The organism is Streptomyces sp. NPDC094034, assembly GCF_040303865.1.
Lineage (GTDB): Bacteria > Actinomycetota > Actinomycetes > Streptomycetales > Streptomycetaceae > Streptomyces.
This window is the reverse complement of sequence record NZ_JBEOUD010000012.1, coordinates 132,587-146,973: the sequence shown is the minus strand read 5'-3', so window position 1 is coordinate 146,973 and position 14,387 is coordinate 132,587. Positions and strand designations below refer to the sequence as shown.

Annotated in this window: 12 protein-coding genes; 4 read left to right on the top strand and 8 right to left on the bottom strand. The window is 71.6% G+C overall.

What is annotated here, in order from left to right:
• Positions 1 to 16 precede the first annotated feature (16 nt).
• The gene (locus tag ABTZ59_RS14040) at positions 17 to 1,678 is read right to left on the bottom strand and encodes an ATP-binding cassette domain-containing protein (protein ID WP_351395809.1); all 1,662 of its coding nucleotides are present in this window, start codon (positions 1,676 to 1,678) and stop codon (positions 17 to 19) included.
• Positions 1,679 to 2,226: 548 nt separating this feature from the next.
• On the opposite strand from ABTZ59_RS14040, the gene ABTZ59_RS14035 reads away from it, so the two are divergent.
• The 3 genes from ABTZ59_RS14035 (at position 2,227) to ABTZ59_RS14025 (ending at position 3,889) form a co-directional block, all read left to right on the top strand.
• Positions 2,227 to 3,051: an LLM class F420-dependent oxidoreductase gene (locus ABTZ59_RS14035; RefSeq protein ID WP_351395806.1), complete on the top strand. Its 825-nt coding sequence runs from the start codon at positions 2,227 to 2,229 to the stop codon at positions 3,049 to 3,051.
• A 25-nt stretch (positions 3,052 to 3,076) separates the two neighbouring features.
• On the top strand, positions 3,077 to 3,499 hold the full coding sequence (locus ABTZ59_RS14030) for a TIGR03668 family PPOX class F420-dependent oxidoreductase (RefSeq protein ID WP_503002775.1): 423 nt from the start codon (positions 3,077 to 3,079) through the stop codon (positions 3,497 to 3,499).
• A 159-nt stretch (positions 3,500 to 3,658) separates the two neighbouring features.
• Positions 3,659 to 3,889 (top strand): hypothetical protein, encoded by a 231-nt coding sequence (locus ABTZ59_RS14025; RefSeq protein WP_351395800.1) that lies wholly within the window; start codon positions 3,659 to 3,661, stop codon positions 3,887 to 3,889.
• 91 nt (positions 3,890 to 3,980) lie between these two features.
• On the opposite strand, the gene ABTZ59_RS14020 is transcribed toward ABTZ59_RS14025, so the two are convergent.
• Positions 3,981 to 4,898: a S1 family peptidase gene (locus ABTZ59_RS14020; protein ID WP_351395797.1), complete on the bottom strand. Its 918-nt coding sequence runs from the start codon at positions 4,896 to 4,898 to the stop codon at positions 3,981 to 3,983.
• Between the two features lie 342 nt (positions 4,899 to 5,240).
• On the opposite strand from ABTZ59_RS14020, the gene ABTZ59_RS14015 reads away from it, so the two are divergent.
• Positions 5,241 to 7,112, top strand: coding sequence for a CASTOR/POLLUX-related putative ion channel (locus ABTZ59_RS14015; protein WP_351395794.1), 1,872 nt, complete (start codon positions 5,241 to 5,243; stop codon positions 7,110 to 7,112).
• Between the two features lie 126 nt (positions 7,113 to 7,238).
• Here ABTZ59_RS14015 and ABTZ59_RS14010 read toward each other — a convergent pair whose 3' ends face one another.
• The 6 genes from ABTZ59_RS14010 to ABTZ59_RS13985 form a co-directional block, all read right to left on the bottom strand.
• Positions 7,239 to 8,060 (bottom strand): HpcH/HpaI aldolase/citrate lyase family protein, encoded by an 822-nt coding sequence (locus ABTZ59_RS14010; RefSeq protein ID WP_351395791.1) that lies wholly within the window; start codon positions 8,058 to 8,060, stop codon positions 7,239 to 7,241.
• The gene (locus ABTZ59_RS14005; protein ID WP_351395788.1) at positions 8,057 to 9,277 is read right to left on the bottom strand and encodes a CaiB/BaiF CoA transferase family protein; all 1,221 of its coding nucleotides are present in this window, start codon (positions 9,275 to 9,277) and stop codon (positions 8,057 to 8,059) included. The genes ABTZ59_RS14010 and ABTZ59_RS14005 overlap by 4 nt, the downstream gene beginning before the upstream one ends.
• Positions 9,278 to 9,368: 91 nt before the next feature.
• The gene (locus ABTZ59_RS14000) at positions 9,369 to 10,808 is read right to left on the bottom strand and encodes an ADP-ribosylglycohydrolase family protein (RefSeq protein ID WP_351395785.1); all 1,440 of its coding nucleotides are present in this window, start codon (positions 10,806 to 10,808) and stop codon (positions 9,369 to 9,371) included.
• The gene (locus ABTZ59_RS13995) at positions 10,808 to 11,980 is read right to left on the bottom strand and encodes an ADP-ribosylglycohydrolase family protein (protein ID WP_351395782.1); all 1,173 of its coding nucleotides are present in this window, start codon (positions 11,978 to 11,980) and stop codon (positions 10,808 to 10,810) included. The genes ABTZ59_RS14000 and ABTZ59_RS13995 overlap by 1 nt, the downstream gene beginning before the upstream one ends.
• Positions 11,977 to 13,278: an ADP-ribosylglycohydrolase family protein gene (locus ABTZ59_RS13990; RefSeq protein ID WP_503002791.1), complete on the bottom strand. Its 1,302-nt coding sequence runs from the start codon at positions 13,276 to 13,278 to the stop codon at positions 11,977 to 11,979. Before ABTZ59_RS13990 ends, ABTZ59_RS13995 begins: the two co-directional genes overlap by 4 nt.
• Positions 13,245 to 14,357, bottom strand: a complete 1,113-nt coding sequence (locus tag ABTZ59_RS13985; protein WP_351395776.1) for an ADP-ribosylglycohydrolase family protein — start codon at positions 14,355 to 14,357, stop codon at positions 13,245 to 13,247. The genes ABTZ59_RS13990 and ABTZ59_RS13985 overlap by 34 nt, the downstream gene beginning before the upstream one ends.
• Positions 14,358 to 14,387 lie beyond the last annotated feature (30 nt).

Sequence of the window (14,387 nt, the reverse complement as noted above, 5' to 3'; positions counted from 1 at the left end):
CAGCTCGCCGACCGTGTCAGCCGGCTTCCGGCGCCTCCAGCAGACCGCGGACCTCTTCCGCGGTGGTTTCCTGGAGCTCTTCCGCGAGGAGCAGCCAGCGGGTCACACCGGCCGCTTCGAGGAACGGCAGATCGTGGCTGGCGATCAGGAGCGCGCCCTCGTACGAAGCGAGCGCGCTCGTCAACTGCCGCACACTCGCCGTGTCGAGGTTGTTGGTCGGCTCGTCCAGCATCAGCAGCTGAGGGGCGGGCGCGGCCAGCATCATCGCCGCGAGCGCGGCACGGAAGCGTTCTCCGCCGGAGAGTGTGCCCGCGCTCTGCTCGGCGCGCGCACCCTTGAACAGGAATCGCGCGAGCTGGGAACGGATGTGGTTGTCGGTCACCCCGGGAGCCAGCCGGGCCACATTCGCCGCGACGCTCAGCTCGTCGTCCAGCACATCCAGACGCTGTGGCAGGAAGCGCAGCGGTACGAACGTCCTGGCCTCGCCGGACAGCGGGGTCAACTCCCCTGTCAGGGTGCGCAGCACCGTGGTCTTGCCCGCGCCGTTCCGCCCGACCAGTGCGATCCGCTCGGGCCCGTGCACATGGAGGTTTCCCTCGCGCAGCGCCCCGAACCGGGGACGCAGCTCACGCAGGCTCAGGACGGTGCGGCCCGTGGGCACGGCCGTATGAGGGAGGCTCACGCGGATCTCCGCGTCGTGACGGATCGCGTCCGCGGCCTCCTCCCGGCGCTCGCGCGCCTCGTTCAGCCGGTCCTCGTGCAGGCCGCGCAGCTTGTCCCCCGATTCCTGCGCGCTACGTTTCCGTTCGCCCGCCACGATCCTCGGGGCCCGCCGCTGCGCGTCCATCTTCTTGCTGTGGCGCTGCCGCCGGGCGATCTTGACCTGGGCCTCCTCCAGCTCTCGCTTCTGCCGGCGCACGTCCGCCTCGGCGGCCCGCAGCATCCGACCGGCCGCTTCCTGTTCGGTCGCCAGGGCTTCCTGGTACGCGGACCAGCCGCCCCCGTACCAGCTCACGGATCCGGCGCGCAGTTCGGCGATACGGTCCACGCGTTCGAGCAGTTCGAGGTCATGGCTGACGACGACGAGCACGCCGGAGCGCCAGGAGTCGACGGCCTCGTACAGTCTGCGGCGCGCGGACAGGTCGAGGTTGTTGGTCGGCTCGTCCAGCATGAGGATGTCGGGACGTTCCAGCAGCAGGGCGGCCAGCCGCAGCAGGACCGTCTCCCCGCCGGACATCTGGCCGACCGTGCGGTCGAGTTCGACGTCGCCGAGGCCGAGGGAGCCCAGTGTCGCCAGGGCGCGTTCCTCGACGTCCCAGTCGTCGCCGATCGTCTCGAAGTGTGTTTCCCGGACGTCGCCTGCTTCGATGGCGCGCAGCGCGCCTCGCCGCTCGGCGATGCCCAGGGCCTCGTCGACGCGCAGGGCCGTGTCGAGGGTGACGTTCTGAGGAAGGTGGGCGAGGCTGCCGCCCGCGCTCACCGACCCCTCGGAGGGACGCAGCAGCCCGGCCAGCAGCCGGAGCAGTGTGGACTTGCCCGTGCCGTTGGCACCGACGAGACCGGTGCGGCCCCGGCCGAAGGTGAGGGACAGACCGTCGAAGACGGTGGTGCCGTCAGGCCACTGGAAGGAAAGGGCGGAGCAGGTCAGGGAGGCGCTGGGGGTGGTGGGTGTCGCCATGGGGATTCTCGCAGTCGAAAGCGTGGTGGACGGGGGGCTTCGTATGCGAGCACCACGCGGCGACCAAACCGGGAGAAAGGAGGGTGCGGCGGTCCGGGAAACGGAGAGGACGGCTCCCTGCACCGAGGTCGCTTCCACGCGGATGTCACGGGCGGCATGAATGCCGCTACGGCGTGACGGGCGCACGGCGAGAGCCGTACGGCGCGGTGATCGCGAACCTCAGATGCGCAACGTCCACCTCGATCGGAGACAACAGGGCCGTGGAAAACCATAACGACCTGCCGGGCGAAAGGCAAAGCCTCGGTGTGATGCCCGGGGGAGCGGGTCCACAGCGGGGTGCGGGTGATCTCGACGCCGATCCGGCCGGTGTCACCCGGGCCGGGTCTCCCCGACCGTCGCGCGCGGTGATCGGCCGGTCGGCCGTACGGATTGTTGTGCCGGGGCCGATCGGGGTACGTGGGCCTTGATCGCGAGCTCGCGAACTCGCGGGCCCGCGAATCCGCGACCGGTCCATCCCCCCCCAGAACCCGGAATCCGAGGGAGCCGCTGTGAAGTTCGGTGTATCGACCTTCATCACCGACCAGGGAATCGCGCCCGCCCCGCTGGGGCGCGCGATCGAGGAGCGAGGGCTCGACTCCTTGCTCATCGCCGAGCACACCCATATCCCGGTGGAACGCCGTACGCCGTATCCCGGCGGCGGCGAGCTGCAGGAGATCTACTACCGCACCCTCGACCCGTTCGTCGCGCTCAGCGCGGTCGCCGCGGTCACCGAGCGGATCCTGCTGGGTACCGGTATCGCGCTGGTGGTCCAGCGGGACCCGATCATCACCGCCAAGGAGGTGGCGTCCCTGGACCTCGTCTCCGGCGGGAGGTTCATCTTCGGCGTCGGCATCGGCTGGAACGAGGAGGAGATGGAGAACCACGGCGCGAATCCGCGCACCCGGGGCCGCCTCGTGGACGAGCGGCTGCGGGCCATGCGTGAGCTGTGGACGAAGGAGAAGGCCGAGTTCCACGGGGAGTTCGTCGACTTCGATCCGGTCTACTCGTGGCCGAAGCCGGTCCAGCGCCCTCATCCGCCCATCTACGTGGGCGGTGGTGAGGGGGCCTTCAAGCGCGTGGCCGCCCTCGGCGACGCCTGGCTGGCCAACAGCACGGGGGCCGAGGAACTGGCCCCGAAGATCGAGCGGCTGCGCGGCGTCGCGGGCCGGGACGTGCCGGTGACCGTCTACGCGGTGGAGAAGGAGCCCGAGATCGTCGAGCAGTACACACAACTCGATGTGGAGCGGCTGCTCTTCTATCTGCCGACGATGCCGGAGGCCGAGACGCTGACCTACCTGGACGAGCTGGCCGGCGTCGCGGAACGCTTCCGGTGAGCCGCCGGATGCCGCAGTGCCGAGGATGACGAGCGCCGGGGCCCGGGAACGCTTCGCCCGGGCCCGGATCGCCCGCCTCGCGACCGTCGGGGACCGCGGCCGGCCGCATCTGGTCCCCGCAGTCTTCGCGCTCACCGGTGACACCCTGGCCTTCGCGGTGGACCACAAGCCGAAGCGGTCGACCCGGCTGAAGCGACTGGCCAACATCCGCGCCCACCCCGAGGTCTGTCTCCTCGTCGACGGCTACGACGAGGACTGGGACCGCCTGTGGTGGGCGCGCGCGGACGGAACGGCGACCGTCCTGCCCCCGGCGGCGGACTCGGCGGCGTCCGCGCGGTACGTAAGCCTGCTGACGCGGAAGTACCAGCGGCAGTACGCCGACCGCCCGCCGGAGGGCCCCGTGGTGGAGATCGCGGTGACCCGCTGGTCCGGATGGGACGCCGGCTGAGGGGAGGCTCCGGCCGGGGTTCGAACCCCCGGATCACAGCGGCGGACGCTTGTCCTGTTCTGATGGGCCGAGCGGGTGACATAGCCACGGATCTTGTCGCAAAGGCTGTATACCAGGGCATGCATCCGATGTTCGCTTCACCTGACGTAGGGAGCTCACATGCGTATCCGTACGGCGCTCGCCGCCACCGCCCTCGCCGCCACCGCTCTGCTGGGCGGCGCCAGTTCGGCGTCTGCCTGGGACGGTCACGACGCGACCGCCGCGGCGGGCTTCTTCGGGGCGGAGGGCCACTCGGGTCATTACGAAAACCTGGGCGGCGACGCGGGAATCACCGAGGCCGAGTTCTCGGGGTTCCAGGTGGAGACCTGGTTCGGCTTCCTCCACTTCTGAGATTCGCCCTGCCGTTGCCGCCCCGCCCTCTGCGCCCAGCGCAGGGGGCGGCCGGCATTTCCGCGCACTTCCTCAGGGGCAGTCGGTCCGGTCAGTAGATGCTGACGCCGTACGCGTTCAGTACCGGGATGATCGGCTGGAAGTACGCCCTCCCGCCGCTGGTGCAGTCGCCGGTGCCGCCCGAGAGCACACCGATGGCGCGGTCGCCCGCGTAGAGCGCTCCACCGCTGTCCCCGGGCCGTGTGCAGATGGTGGTGCCGATCAGGCCGGTCACGATGTCGCCGTTGCCGTAGTTGATCGTGGCGTTGAGGCCGGTGACAACACCGTTGACGACGCCGGAAGCCGCGCCGCGGAAGGTGACGGCCATGCCGACCGTGGCATGGGCGGCGCTGGTGATGTCGACGCTCCCGACCGTGCCGGAGGCGGGGACCGCGGGGTTGGTGTAGCGCACGAGGCCGTAGTCATGGGTGGGGTAGCTGGATCCGACGGTGGTGCCGATGAGCGTGTTCTGCGGGGCGTCGGTGTACCAGGTCGACCGCCCGCTGGTGCAGTGTCCCGCGGTCACGAAGTAGTACGTACCGCCGCTGACGACATTGAAGCCGGCCGAGCAGCGCGCGCCTGTGGAGTAGACGGCGTCACCGCCGGAGAGCTGGGGCGAGAGCCGGCCGGCCGTGTGCTCGATGCGCAGTGCGTCGGCGTTGGGGCCCGCGGCCCGCTCGATCGCGGCGGTCCGCGCGGCGGTTACGGTGCTGTCCGCGGTGATCACCACGGTGCCTGCCGCGGGATCGGCGTAGATGGCGGTGCCCGCCACACCGGCGTCCAGGACCGCGTCGACGGTGGCGGCGAGCCTGTTCGCGGCGGACGTGTCGGTGGCGGTCCCGGCATTGGCGGTCCCGGCGTTGGCGGCGGGCACCGCGAGTGCTGTGGCGGCGGCCAGCCCCGTGGCGACGGCGAGCAGACGGGGACATCTGGGTACGCGGGCACGGCGAAGAGTGTGTGTGATCCTCACTTGGTGTGTCTCCCGGGGAATCGGGGGCCCTTCGAGGGGCGCGGGCCCATGAGGCGCGGCATGGGCGGCCGTGCGTGCCGGCCGTGCGTGCCGGCCGGACCGCGCGCCCCGGCCGGTGTTGGTCGGGAGTATCGGGGGCCTCAACTCGCCGCGCAAGGGCGGCTTTTGGCCGTGGGAGCCCTGCGTTCGTCCCCGTGCTTCCCGCGCGTCGGGTCGGCACGGCCCGGACCCCGGAGCCGATTGGTGCGACACGGGAGTAGGGAGAGATCATCGGGGCGTAACACGCCGCCCCCGGCGCCCTGTTGGGCCCGTTGGCGGAACGCGGCTACGGAGGGATTTGGTATGCACAGAACGCTGAGCGCGCGACTGCGCTATTGGTTCGACGGGACGATGGACCGCGGTACGCCCGCGCTGATCGGCTGGCTGGGGCTGGCCTCGCTGGCCCTGATCACCCTGGTCTCCGGTGTGGTGGTCGTCGCGGCACACAAGGACACCGAAGAGAACGGCGGCTGGCCGGGCGTCGTCTGGATGAGCCTGTTGCGTACCCTCGATCCGGGCACGATGGGCGGGGACACCGGTCAGCCGCTGTTCCTGATCCTCATGCTCACCGTGACCATCGGCGGGATCTTCATCGTCAGCGCGCTCATCGGTGTGCTGACGACCGGTCTGGAGACCCGGATCCAGGAACTGCGCAAGGGCAAGTCACGTCTGATCGAGCACGGGCACACCATCGTGCTGGGCTGGTCGGACCAGATCTTCACCGTGATCGCCGAGTTGGCGGAGGCCAATCAGAGCGAGCGCCGCTCCTGTGTGGTGATCCTCGCCGACCGGGACAAGGTCGACATGGACGACGAGATCCGGCGGCGGGTCCCGGACACCGGGAAGACGCGGATCATCTGCCGCTCCGGCAGCCCGCTGCAACGCGGCGACCTGGAGTTGGTGAGTCCTGACACCGCCAAGGCGATCATCGTGCTGCCGCCCGTCGGGGACGACAGCGATATCGATGTCATCAAGGTGCTGCTGCTCCTGAACAACCGTACGTGGCACGGGACGCGCCCGAATGTGGTGGCGGCCGTGCAGAACTCCCCGAACCTGGCGGCCGCCCGGCTGGCCGCAGGCGAGACCGCGTTGGTGATCGACGTGGACGACATCGCCGTACGACTGATCGTGCAGTCCCACCGGCAGTCCGGGCTGTCCACCGTCTTCAACGAACTGCTCAGCTTCCTCGGCAACGAGATCTACCCCTGGGCCGAACCGGGGCTGGCCGGTTCCAGCTACGGGGAATCCCTGAACGCGTTCGAGCTGGGCGTACCCATCGGACTGCACCGCGAGGACGGGGAGATACTCGTCAACCCGGCCATGGACACCGTCATGGCGGCCGGCGACCGGCTGCTCGTACTCGCCGAGGACGATCTGCTCATCAAACGGGCGACCGTGCGGCCCGTGATCCCACGGTCGGCGATCAGGACGACCCAGGTGCGATCCCCCTTACCGGACCGGACATTGGTGATCGGCTGGAACCCGCGAGCCATGAAGATCATTTCCCTGCTCGACCGTCTCGTGAAGCCGGGATCCGTGGTGGACATCGCGGCCCCGCGGCGGCCTCTGGAGGACATGAACGGGCCGTGGGAGAACCTGACCGTCGGCTTCAAGCACTGCGACCCCATCCACCGGCCGTCGCTGGAGGCCCTGGGACTGGACAGCTACCGGCACGTCGTGGTGCTCACGGACGACGCGATCGACCCCCGACGGGCCGATGACCGCACCTTGGTCACCCTGCTGCATCTGCGCGACATCGAGATCCAGCTCGGCGACCCGTACTCGATCGTCACCGAGATGAACGACGACGCCAACCGCGAGGTCGCGCAGGTCACCAAGGCCGACGACTTCATCGTCAGCACGAAAGTCATCAGCCTCCTGCTGACCCAACTCAGCGAGAACCGGGATCTGTACGCGGTGTTCGCCGACCTCTTCGACCCCAAGGGGTCGGAGATCTACCTCAAGCCGGCGCCGAGCTATCTCGTCCCCGGTGCCGAGGCGAACTTCGCCGCCGTGATCGAGGCCGCCCAACAGCGCGGCGAGACGGCCATCGGCTATCGGCTGGCACAGCGGAGCGACGAGCCGCCGCTCTACGGTGTGCATCTCAACCCTCCCAAGGCCGCGCCCCTGATCCTGTCCGAGGGCGACTCGGTCGTGGTCCTCGCCGAGGACTAGCGACCCCCAAGGCCGTGGGAAACCGGACGGGGCTTCGGCTTGAACGGGTGGGCATCCGCGACGGCAAGCACCAGTTCGGCCTCGGGCCACCGGACTGACCGGCACCGGTCCCTTTCCGTCGCGGGGTCAGCTCCGGCGTTCCGTCAGGGTCAGCACCCGTCGTGCGTCGGCTACGACGGCCGCGTCCACGAAGCGGCCGTCGGGGAGCGCCAGGGCGCCCGCGTCCGCCGCCGCCGTCCGGACGATCTCGCGGGCCGCCGCCACCTCCGGCTCCGTCGGCAGGAAAGCCTTCTCGATCACCGGGAGTTGCCTCGGATGGATCGCCGTGCGGCCCAGGAAGCCCAGCGCGCGGCCCTCGGCGCAGGAGCGGGCCAGGCCCTCCGTGTCGCGGACGTCCGGGTACACCGACTGCGGCGGGGGCGGCAGTCGCGCCGCCCGCGCCGCGACCACCGCGCGGCCACGCGGCCAGGCGAGACCCGCCGCGTCCGTGACGCCGAGTTCGGCACGCAGGTCCGCCTCTCCCAGCGCGATACCGTGCACCCGCGGATGGCCCGCGATCGTGTACGCGTTCTCGATGCCGAGCGCCGATTCCAGCAGGGCGTACAGGGGCGGCATGTCGACCGCCCAGTCCAGGACGCGGGTGAGGTCGTCCGGGCCGGTCACCTTCGGCAGGCGCAGCGCGTCCAGGCCGGGCAGCGGGGTGAGACGGCGGATCTCCCGCTCGGCGCGGGGCCCGTCGAGGGCGTTGACGCGGACATGGACCGGCACCTCGTGCTTGTCGGCGAGGAGTTCGGCGGTCGCGTCGAGCGCGTAGCCCTTGCGGTCGGGGGCGACGGCGTCCTCCAGATCGACGAGGACCACGTCGGCCCCGGAGCCGAGGGCCTTGGCGACGACGCCGGGGCGGTCACCGGGAACGTACAGCCAGGTCAGATACGCGTGGTCGGTCACACCGCACCCGCCGAGCGCAGCGTGGTGATCTCCGTGTCCGTCAGCCCGAGTCCGGTGAGGATCTCGTCCGTGTCGGCGCCGTGCGGACGCCCCGTCCACTTGATGGAGCCGGGGGTCTCGGAGAGCCGGAACAGGACGTTCTGCATCTTCACCGTGCCGAAGTCGGGGTCGGGCAGCTCGGTGATCGAGTCGAGCGCCCGGTACTGCTCATCGGCCATCACATCGCGGATGTCGTAGATCGGGGCGATGGCGGCCTCCGCCTTCTCGAAGGCCGTCACGACCTCGTCGCGGGTGTGCGCCGCGATCCAGGAGCCGACCGCCTCGTCCAGTTCGTCGGCGTGCGCGGCGCGGCCGGAGCCCGTGGCGAACCAGTCCTCGTCGATGAACCCGGGCCTGCCCACCAGGCGCATCACACGCTCCGCGATCGACTGCGCGGAGGTGGAGACCGCGACCCACTTGCCGTCGCCGGTGCGGTAGGTGTTGCGCGGCGCGTTGTTCGTGGAGCGGTTGCCGGTGCGCGGCTGTACGTAGCCGAGCTGGTCGTACCAGAGGGGCTGGGGGCCGAGGATCGTCAGCATCGGCTCGATGATCGCCATGTCGACGATCTGGCCGCGGCCCGTCTCGTCACGGCCGCGCAGGGCGGCCAGCACCGCGTACGAGGTGGCGAGCGCGGCGATCGAGTCGGCGAGGCCGAACGGCGGCAGCGTCGGCGGACCGTCCGGCTGCCCGGTGATCGCCGCGAAGCCGCTCATCGCCTCGGCCAGGGTGCCGAATCCCGGGCGCCTGGAGTACGGACCGAACTGGCCGAAGCCGGTGATACGCGCCAGGACGAGGCGGGGGTTGGCGGCCGACAGCTCGTCCCAGCCGAGGTGCCACTTCTCCAGGGTGCCGGGGCGGAAGTTCTCGATCAGGACATCGGACTCGGCGACCAGTTTGAGCAGTACCTCCCGGCCGCCGGTGGTGGACAGGTCGAGCGTGATGTTCTTCTTGTTGCGGCCCAGCAGCTTCCACCACAGGCCGATGCCGTCCTTCGAGGGGCCGTGGCCGCGGGAGGGGTCCGGCTTGCGGGGGTGCTCCACCTTGATCACCTCGGCGCCGAAGTCACCGAGCATCGTGGCGCACAGGGGACCGGCGAAGAGCGTCGCCAGATCGAGGACACGCAGGCCCGTCAGCGGGCCGTCGTGCCGGGGAGGCCGGGGGAGCGAGGTCTCGTTCATCGTGCCTTCCGTACGTTGGCGACCGGGGTCATGGCGACCGGGGTCGTGGTCGCCGGGGACAGGGCGGCCGGGCCGAGAGGGGTCGGACGTGTCATGCGCGGACCTCCAGGGTGAGGCGGGCCAGTTCGTCGAATCCGATGCCGTCGAAGCCGCCGACCGTGGTGGTGAGGCGGTTCTTCAGCGGGGCCGTCCAGCGATCACCGAGCGCTCCCGGGGCTCCCGCGAGCAGGCCCGCGATCGAACCGGCGGTCGCGCCGTTGGAGTCCGTGTCCCAACCACCCGACACCGCACGGCAGATGGAGCCCGTGAAGTCGCCGTCGGCGTGGGTGAGCGCGGCGGCGAGCAGGGCGGCGTTGGGCAGGACATGCACCCAGTGGTGGTCGTGGGCGTAGCGGGCGTGCAGGGCGTCGACGACCCGCTCGAAACCGGCCGGAGTACCGGTGGGTTCCGCCCGCGCCGTCTCGGTGCCGAAGCGGATCGCCCGCGCGTAGCGGGAGTCCGGCGGGATGTGGGCCAGGGCGGTCGCGAGGGTCTCGTGGATCGTGGTGGGGGCGGGGCCGGCCGCGTGCGCGATCGCCGCCGCCACGAACATCTCGCCGTACACCCCGTTCGCCGTGTGCGACAACATCGCGTCCCGGCAGGCGAGTTCGGCGGCCATCGCCGGATCGCCCGGGTTCGTCCAGCCGAAGATGTCCGCCCGGATCTGTGCGCCGATCCACTCGCGGAACGGATTGTGGTACGTCGCCGTGTGCGGTGGCTCCAGGCCGGCCAGCAGGTTGCGGTAGGCGATGCGCTCGGCGGTGAACGTACGGGCCGCGGGGAGTTCGTCCAGCCACAGCCTCGCCACGTCGCCCGTGGTGAAGTCGTGGCCGTGGCGCTGGAGCAGCAACAGGCCCAGGAGCGGGTAGTTGAGGTCGTCGTCCTCCGGCATGCCGTCGATGTTCTCGGCGAGGGAGGTCGGGCGGGAGCGGCGGTTCCAGGGGTACGCCGCCGCGATCCGGGGGTCCAGGTTCCGTTCGGTGAACCAGGTGTTCAGGGGCCAGTTGCCGGTGTCGCGGGCGAGGGCGCGGATACCGTCGAGGGGGAGCTTTTCGACGGGCTTGCCCAGGACGCAGCCGACGGCCCGGCCCAGCCAGGCCGCGTGCAGGCGGGCCGTCTCCGATCGCGGGTCCGGCGCCGTCTCCGGTCGAGGGTCCGCCTCCGCCGCCGGGTCCGCCTCCGCCGCCGCGGTTGGCTCCGGTCGCCCGACGTACGGCTTGTCCTCACGTGCCGTACCGACCTGGAACACGGCCGGTTCCGCTACCGCGAGCGGGGACGGCAGCCCTGCCAGTTCATCCAGCAACTCCTCGGCGAGCGACCTGAGGTCGGGCGAGGCCGGTCCCGGTGACGCGCCGGCGCGCTCGGGCGCCGGATGGCCGCCCGCCGCGATCCAGCGGCGTGCCACGTCCGTCGCGTCCCGGCCGTCCTGGGCCGCCTGGCGCAACTCGTGCCCGACCAGGTCCTCGGGCTGTACCCAGGTCAGACGTAGCATCAGGACCCCGCGAGCGTCGTGAAGGCGGCCTCATGGGCGCGGCGCCGCTCCAGATCGCGGGCGTACACCTCGCGCGTGACACGGGCGAGGGAGAGCGCCGGCGCGTGCAGATCCAGCCTGCTGGCCCGCGCGACCTCCGTGCCCCACTCCTTGGGCACCGCCTTCTCGCCGTGCAAGGCACCGACGATCGCGCCGCTCATCGTGGCGATCGAGTCGCAGTCGCGGCCGTAGTTGACCGAGCCGAGCACCGTGTGCCGGAAGTCGCCGCGGCCCACCAGCAACATGCCCAGGGCGACGGGCAGTTCCTCGATGGAGTGCAGACGGGAGGGGCGGCGGGCACCGAGAGACGGCCTGCGGTACTCGGGGCCGACCGTGTCGAACGGGGCCACGGCCTCGCGCAGCGGGGCCAGCGCGTCCTCGAAGTCGTCGTAGTGTGCCGCCACCTCGCACACGGCCTCGATCGCCGACTTCGTGCCGTCCTTCGCGAGCTTCAGCACATCCTCGACGACGGACTCGGGCGTCGCGCCCGGTGTGAAGGCCGAGGCCACCCCCGCCGCGAAGACACCCGCCGCCTCGCGGCCGTACGACGACTGGTGCGCGCCCGCGACCTCCAGCGCCTCCTCGTACGCCTTCAGTGGGTTGCCCGCGTTGACCACGCCGACCGGCGCCATGTACATCGCCGCACCGCAGTTGACGATATTGCCGACGCCCGCCTCGCGCGGGTCGACATGTCCGTAGTGGATACGGGCGACGATCCACTTCTCCGCGAGGAAGATGCGCTGGAGCGGCAGCGCCTCGGCCTCCAGCTCCGGGATCCACCGCGGGTTGGTGATCAGATCCGGGACCAGATGGTCGGCGACCGCGTACGCGTCGAGGTGGTCGCGGACCTTCTCGTAGACCCGGATCAGGGCGTGTGTCATCAAGGTGTCGTCGGTGACATGGCCGTCGCCCTTGTGGTACGGCGCGATGGGCCGCGCGGTCTTCCACTCGTCCTTGTAGAACGGTTCCACGATGCCGCGTACTCGGCCGCCGTGCCGCTCGGCGATGGCCTCCGGGGTCCAGCCCTCGACCGGACCGCCGAGCGCGTCGCCCACGGCGGCTCCGATGAGGGCGCCGGCGGTGCGGTCCTCCAGGGACGGGATGGGACTCGTCGGGTTGCTGGACGTGGTCATGCCGGGATTCCTTCGGGAGAGGGGGAGTCGGTCGGGCTGCTCATGGTGGCCAGGCGCTCCGCCAGGCCGATCAGGTCGGTACCGGCCAGGCGCGGCAGCGCGCAGCCCGCGAGTGTGCGGCAGGCCGCACGCCAGCTCTCCGGGAACGCCTCGCCGCCGCCGAGCGCGCCGGTGAGGGCGCCGGCCAGGGCGGGGGCCGAGTCGGCCACGCGGGAGAGACAGGCGGCGGTGGGGACCGCTTCGCTGATGGCTCCGGCCGCCGCCGTGGCGACGGCGAGGGCGACCGGCACCGTTTCGGCCGCGGCGATGCCGTAGCTGTAGACATGGTCGACGATCTCGTGTTCCAGCACGGGCACGAGGGCGAACGCGTTGCCGGGCAGGCCGGGGTGCGCGGTCACCGCGGTGCGGGCCAGATCGACGGCGCGCACCGCGTTGCGGTGGATCTCGGTGCCCTCGGGCAGTTGGGCGAGGGCCGCGTCCACGCAACTGTCGACGGGCGCGTCGCCGAGCGCCGCGGAGACGGCCGCCGCCATGGCGCGGGCGCCGTGCACGCCGTCGCCGTCCTGGGTGTAGCGCGCGTCGAACTCGGCGAGATCGGCGGCGAGTCGCGGCTCGCCCGGGTGTACGACCGCGAGGACGGCGGCGCGCACGCAGGCCGCGTCATCGAAGTAGTGCGGGTTGTCGTGACCCGTGGCGGGAGGCCGTAGACCGGCGGCGAGGTTGCCCAGCCCGGCCCGTACGGAGATACGTGCGCGCAGCGGCATCTCGGCCGACTCGATCTCGTCCGCGCGGTCCGCCGCCGCCGCTATCTCGTCCGCGAGCGTGTTCCACGCGAGCGAGAGCGCGGAGCGTACGCGCTGGTCGGCGGGGAGGTCCCCGAGGCCGTCGGCGTAGGCGCCGAGGACGGAGAGCGCGGTGAAGGCCGCCCACTCCGCGTCGTCGGACGGGCCGAGGCGCAACGGCTCCGGGGGCTGGTTGAGTGCGATCGGGACCGGCAGGGTGGTCGTCGCGTTCTGCTCGGCGAAGGTGTCCAGTTCGCGGGTGAGACGGCGTGTCCAGTCGGGCAGCCGGGCGGCGCGGTGCCGGCCGGAGGGCCATCCGGCGGCGTCACCCGCGGCGATGCCGAGGAGCAGGCCCTCGATCCGGTGGGTGGCGTCCGCTGGTGCGGGGAGCATGAGAGCGAGGGGCCTTTCGGTGGTACTGGGTGGTGCGGCGGCGATGTCCCGGCGTCCGGATCCGTGCGGATCGACCGGACAGGACCTGCTCACGCCGTCGTTCCCGGCCGGTCCGGTGCGCAGGGCGTCAACCGGTCCGCGATGTCGAGGATGTGCCGTCCGGCCATGGAGGGGAGACAGCTGCCGCGTACCGGGCCGATCGTGCCCGCCCAGTCGGCGGGGATCGCGGACTCGCCGCGCAGGGCGCCGGCGAGGGCGCCCGCCACGGCGGCCGTGGTGTCGGCGTCGCGGCCCATGTTGACGGCGATCAGGACCGACTCGCGGAAGTCGCCCCGGGCCACCGCGAACGCGCCGAACGCCAGGCCCACCGCCTCGGGCGCCAGATCCGTCCATGGATAGCCCCCGATGACGACGGCCTTGCGCACCCCCCGTTCCCGTGACAACTGCGTGCTGTCGGGATCGCGGCGGGCCCGGCTCGCCGCCGACACCGCGCGATGCAGTGAGCGGGCCGTCCACGAGTCGTCCGGTACGACGGAGAGCGCGGCCTGGACGACCGCGTCCGGGGTGTGGCTGACCATGGCAGCGGCGACGCCCGCCGCCACCGCCCGGCCGCCGAGGATGCCTTCGCCGTCGTGCGACACGGTGCCGTCGATCGCGACCAGCCGGGCCGCCTCGGCCGGCCGCCCCGCCGCGTACACCCCGAAGGGCGCGGCGCGCATGGCGAGACCGTCACTCCAGGCGTGCCTGTGCTGAGCGGAGATGGGGGCGGCGAGGCCACGGCGCAGATTCTCCAGGGTGCCGCGCTCGCTGAACCCGGCCCCCTTGAACGCCCCTTCGTCGCGGTCGGCGATCCCCTCGTGCCAGGCCGCCTCGACATGGGCCATGGTGAGAGCGGAGCCGTGGTCGGCCAGGAGCAGACCCGAGAAGATCGCGTACTCGGTGTCGTCCGTACCGGCCGGGTCGTCGGCGACGAAGCCTTGGATACGGCCCCAGCGCTCACGGATCTGGGAGGGCTTCATGTTCTCGGCGGGTGCGCCGAGCGCGTCGCCGACCGCGAGGCCGAGCAGGGCGCCGCGGGCGCGGTCCCGGAGGGGAACCCCGGCGGCGGACGCCGGCCGGGAGAGGGGGACGGCACGGCGCCCGCGGGCATCCGGCGTGCCCTCGGCCTGCGGGGCGGGATCGGAGTCGAGGCTGACACTCATGGTGGTGCGTGCTCTTTTCTGAGGTGGTGC

Bases quoted from the DNA above. Each gene is read 5' to 3' on its own strand.
- ABTZ59_RS14040 (WP_351395809.1), bottom strand. From the start codon at position 1,678: ATGGCGACACCCACCACCCCCAGCGCCTCCCTGACCTGCTCCGCCCTT.
- ABTZ59_RS14030 (WP_503002775.1), top strand. From the start codon at position 3,077: ATGACGAGCGCCGGGGCCCGGGAACGCTTCGCCCGGGCCCGGATCGCC.
- ABTZ59_RS14025 (WP_351395800.1), top strand. From the start codon at position 3,659: ATGCGTATCCGTACGGCGCTCGCCGCCACCGCCCTCGCCGCCACCGCT.
- ABTZ59_RS14015 (WP_351395794.1), top strand. From the start codon at position 5,241: ATGCACAGAACGCTGAGCGCGCGACTGCGCTATTGGTTCGACGGGACG.
- ABTZ59_RS14005 (WP_351395788.1), bottom strand. From the start codon at position 9,277: ATGAACGAGACCTCGCTCCCCCGGCCTCCCCGGCACGACGGCCCGCTG.
- ABTZ59_RS14000 (WP_351395785.1), bottom strand. From the start codon at position 10,808: ATGCTACGTCTGACCTGGGTACAGCCCGAGGACCTGGTCGGGCACGAG.
- ABTZ59_RS13995 (WP_351395782.1), bottom strand. From the start codon at position 11,980: ATGACCACGTCCAGCAACCCGACGAGTCCCATCCCGTCCCTGGAGGAC.
- ABTZ59_RS13985 (WP_351395776.1), bottom strand. From the start codon at position 14,357: ATGAGTGTCAGCCTCGACTCCGATCCCGCCCCGCAGGCCGAGGGCACG.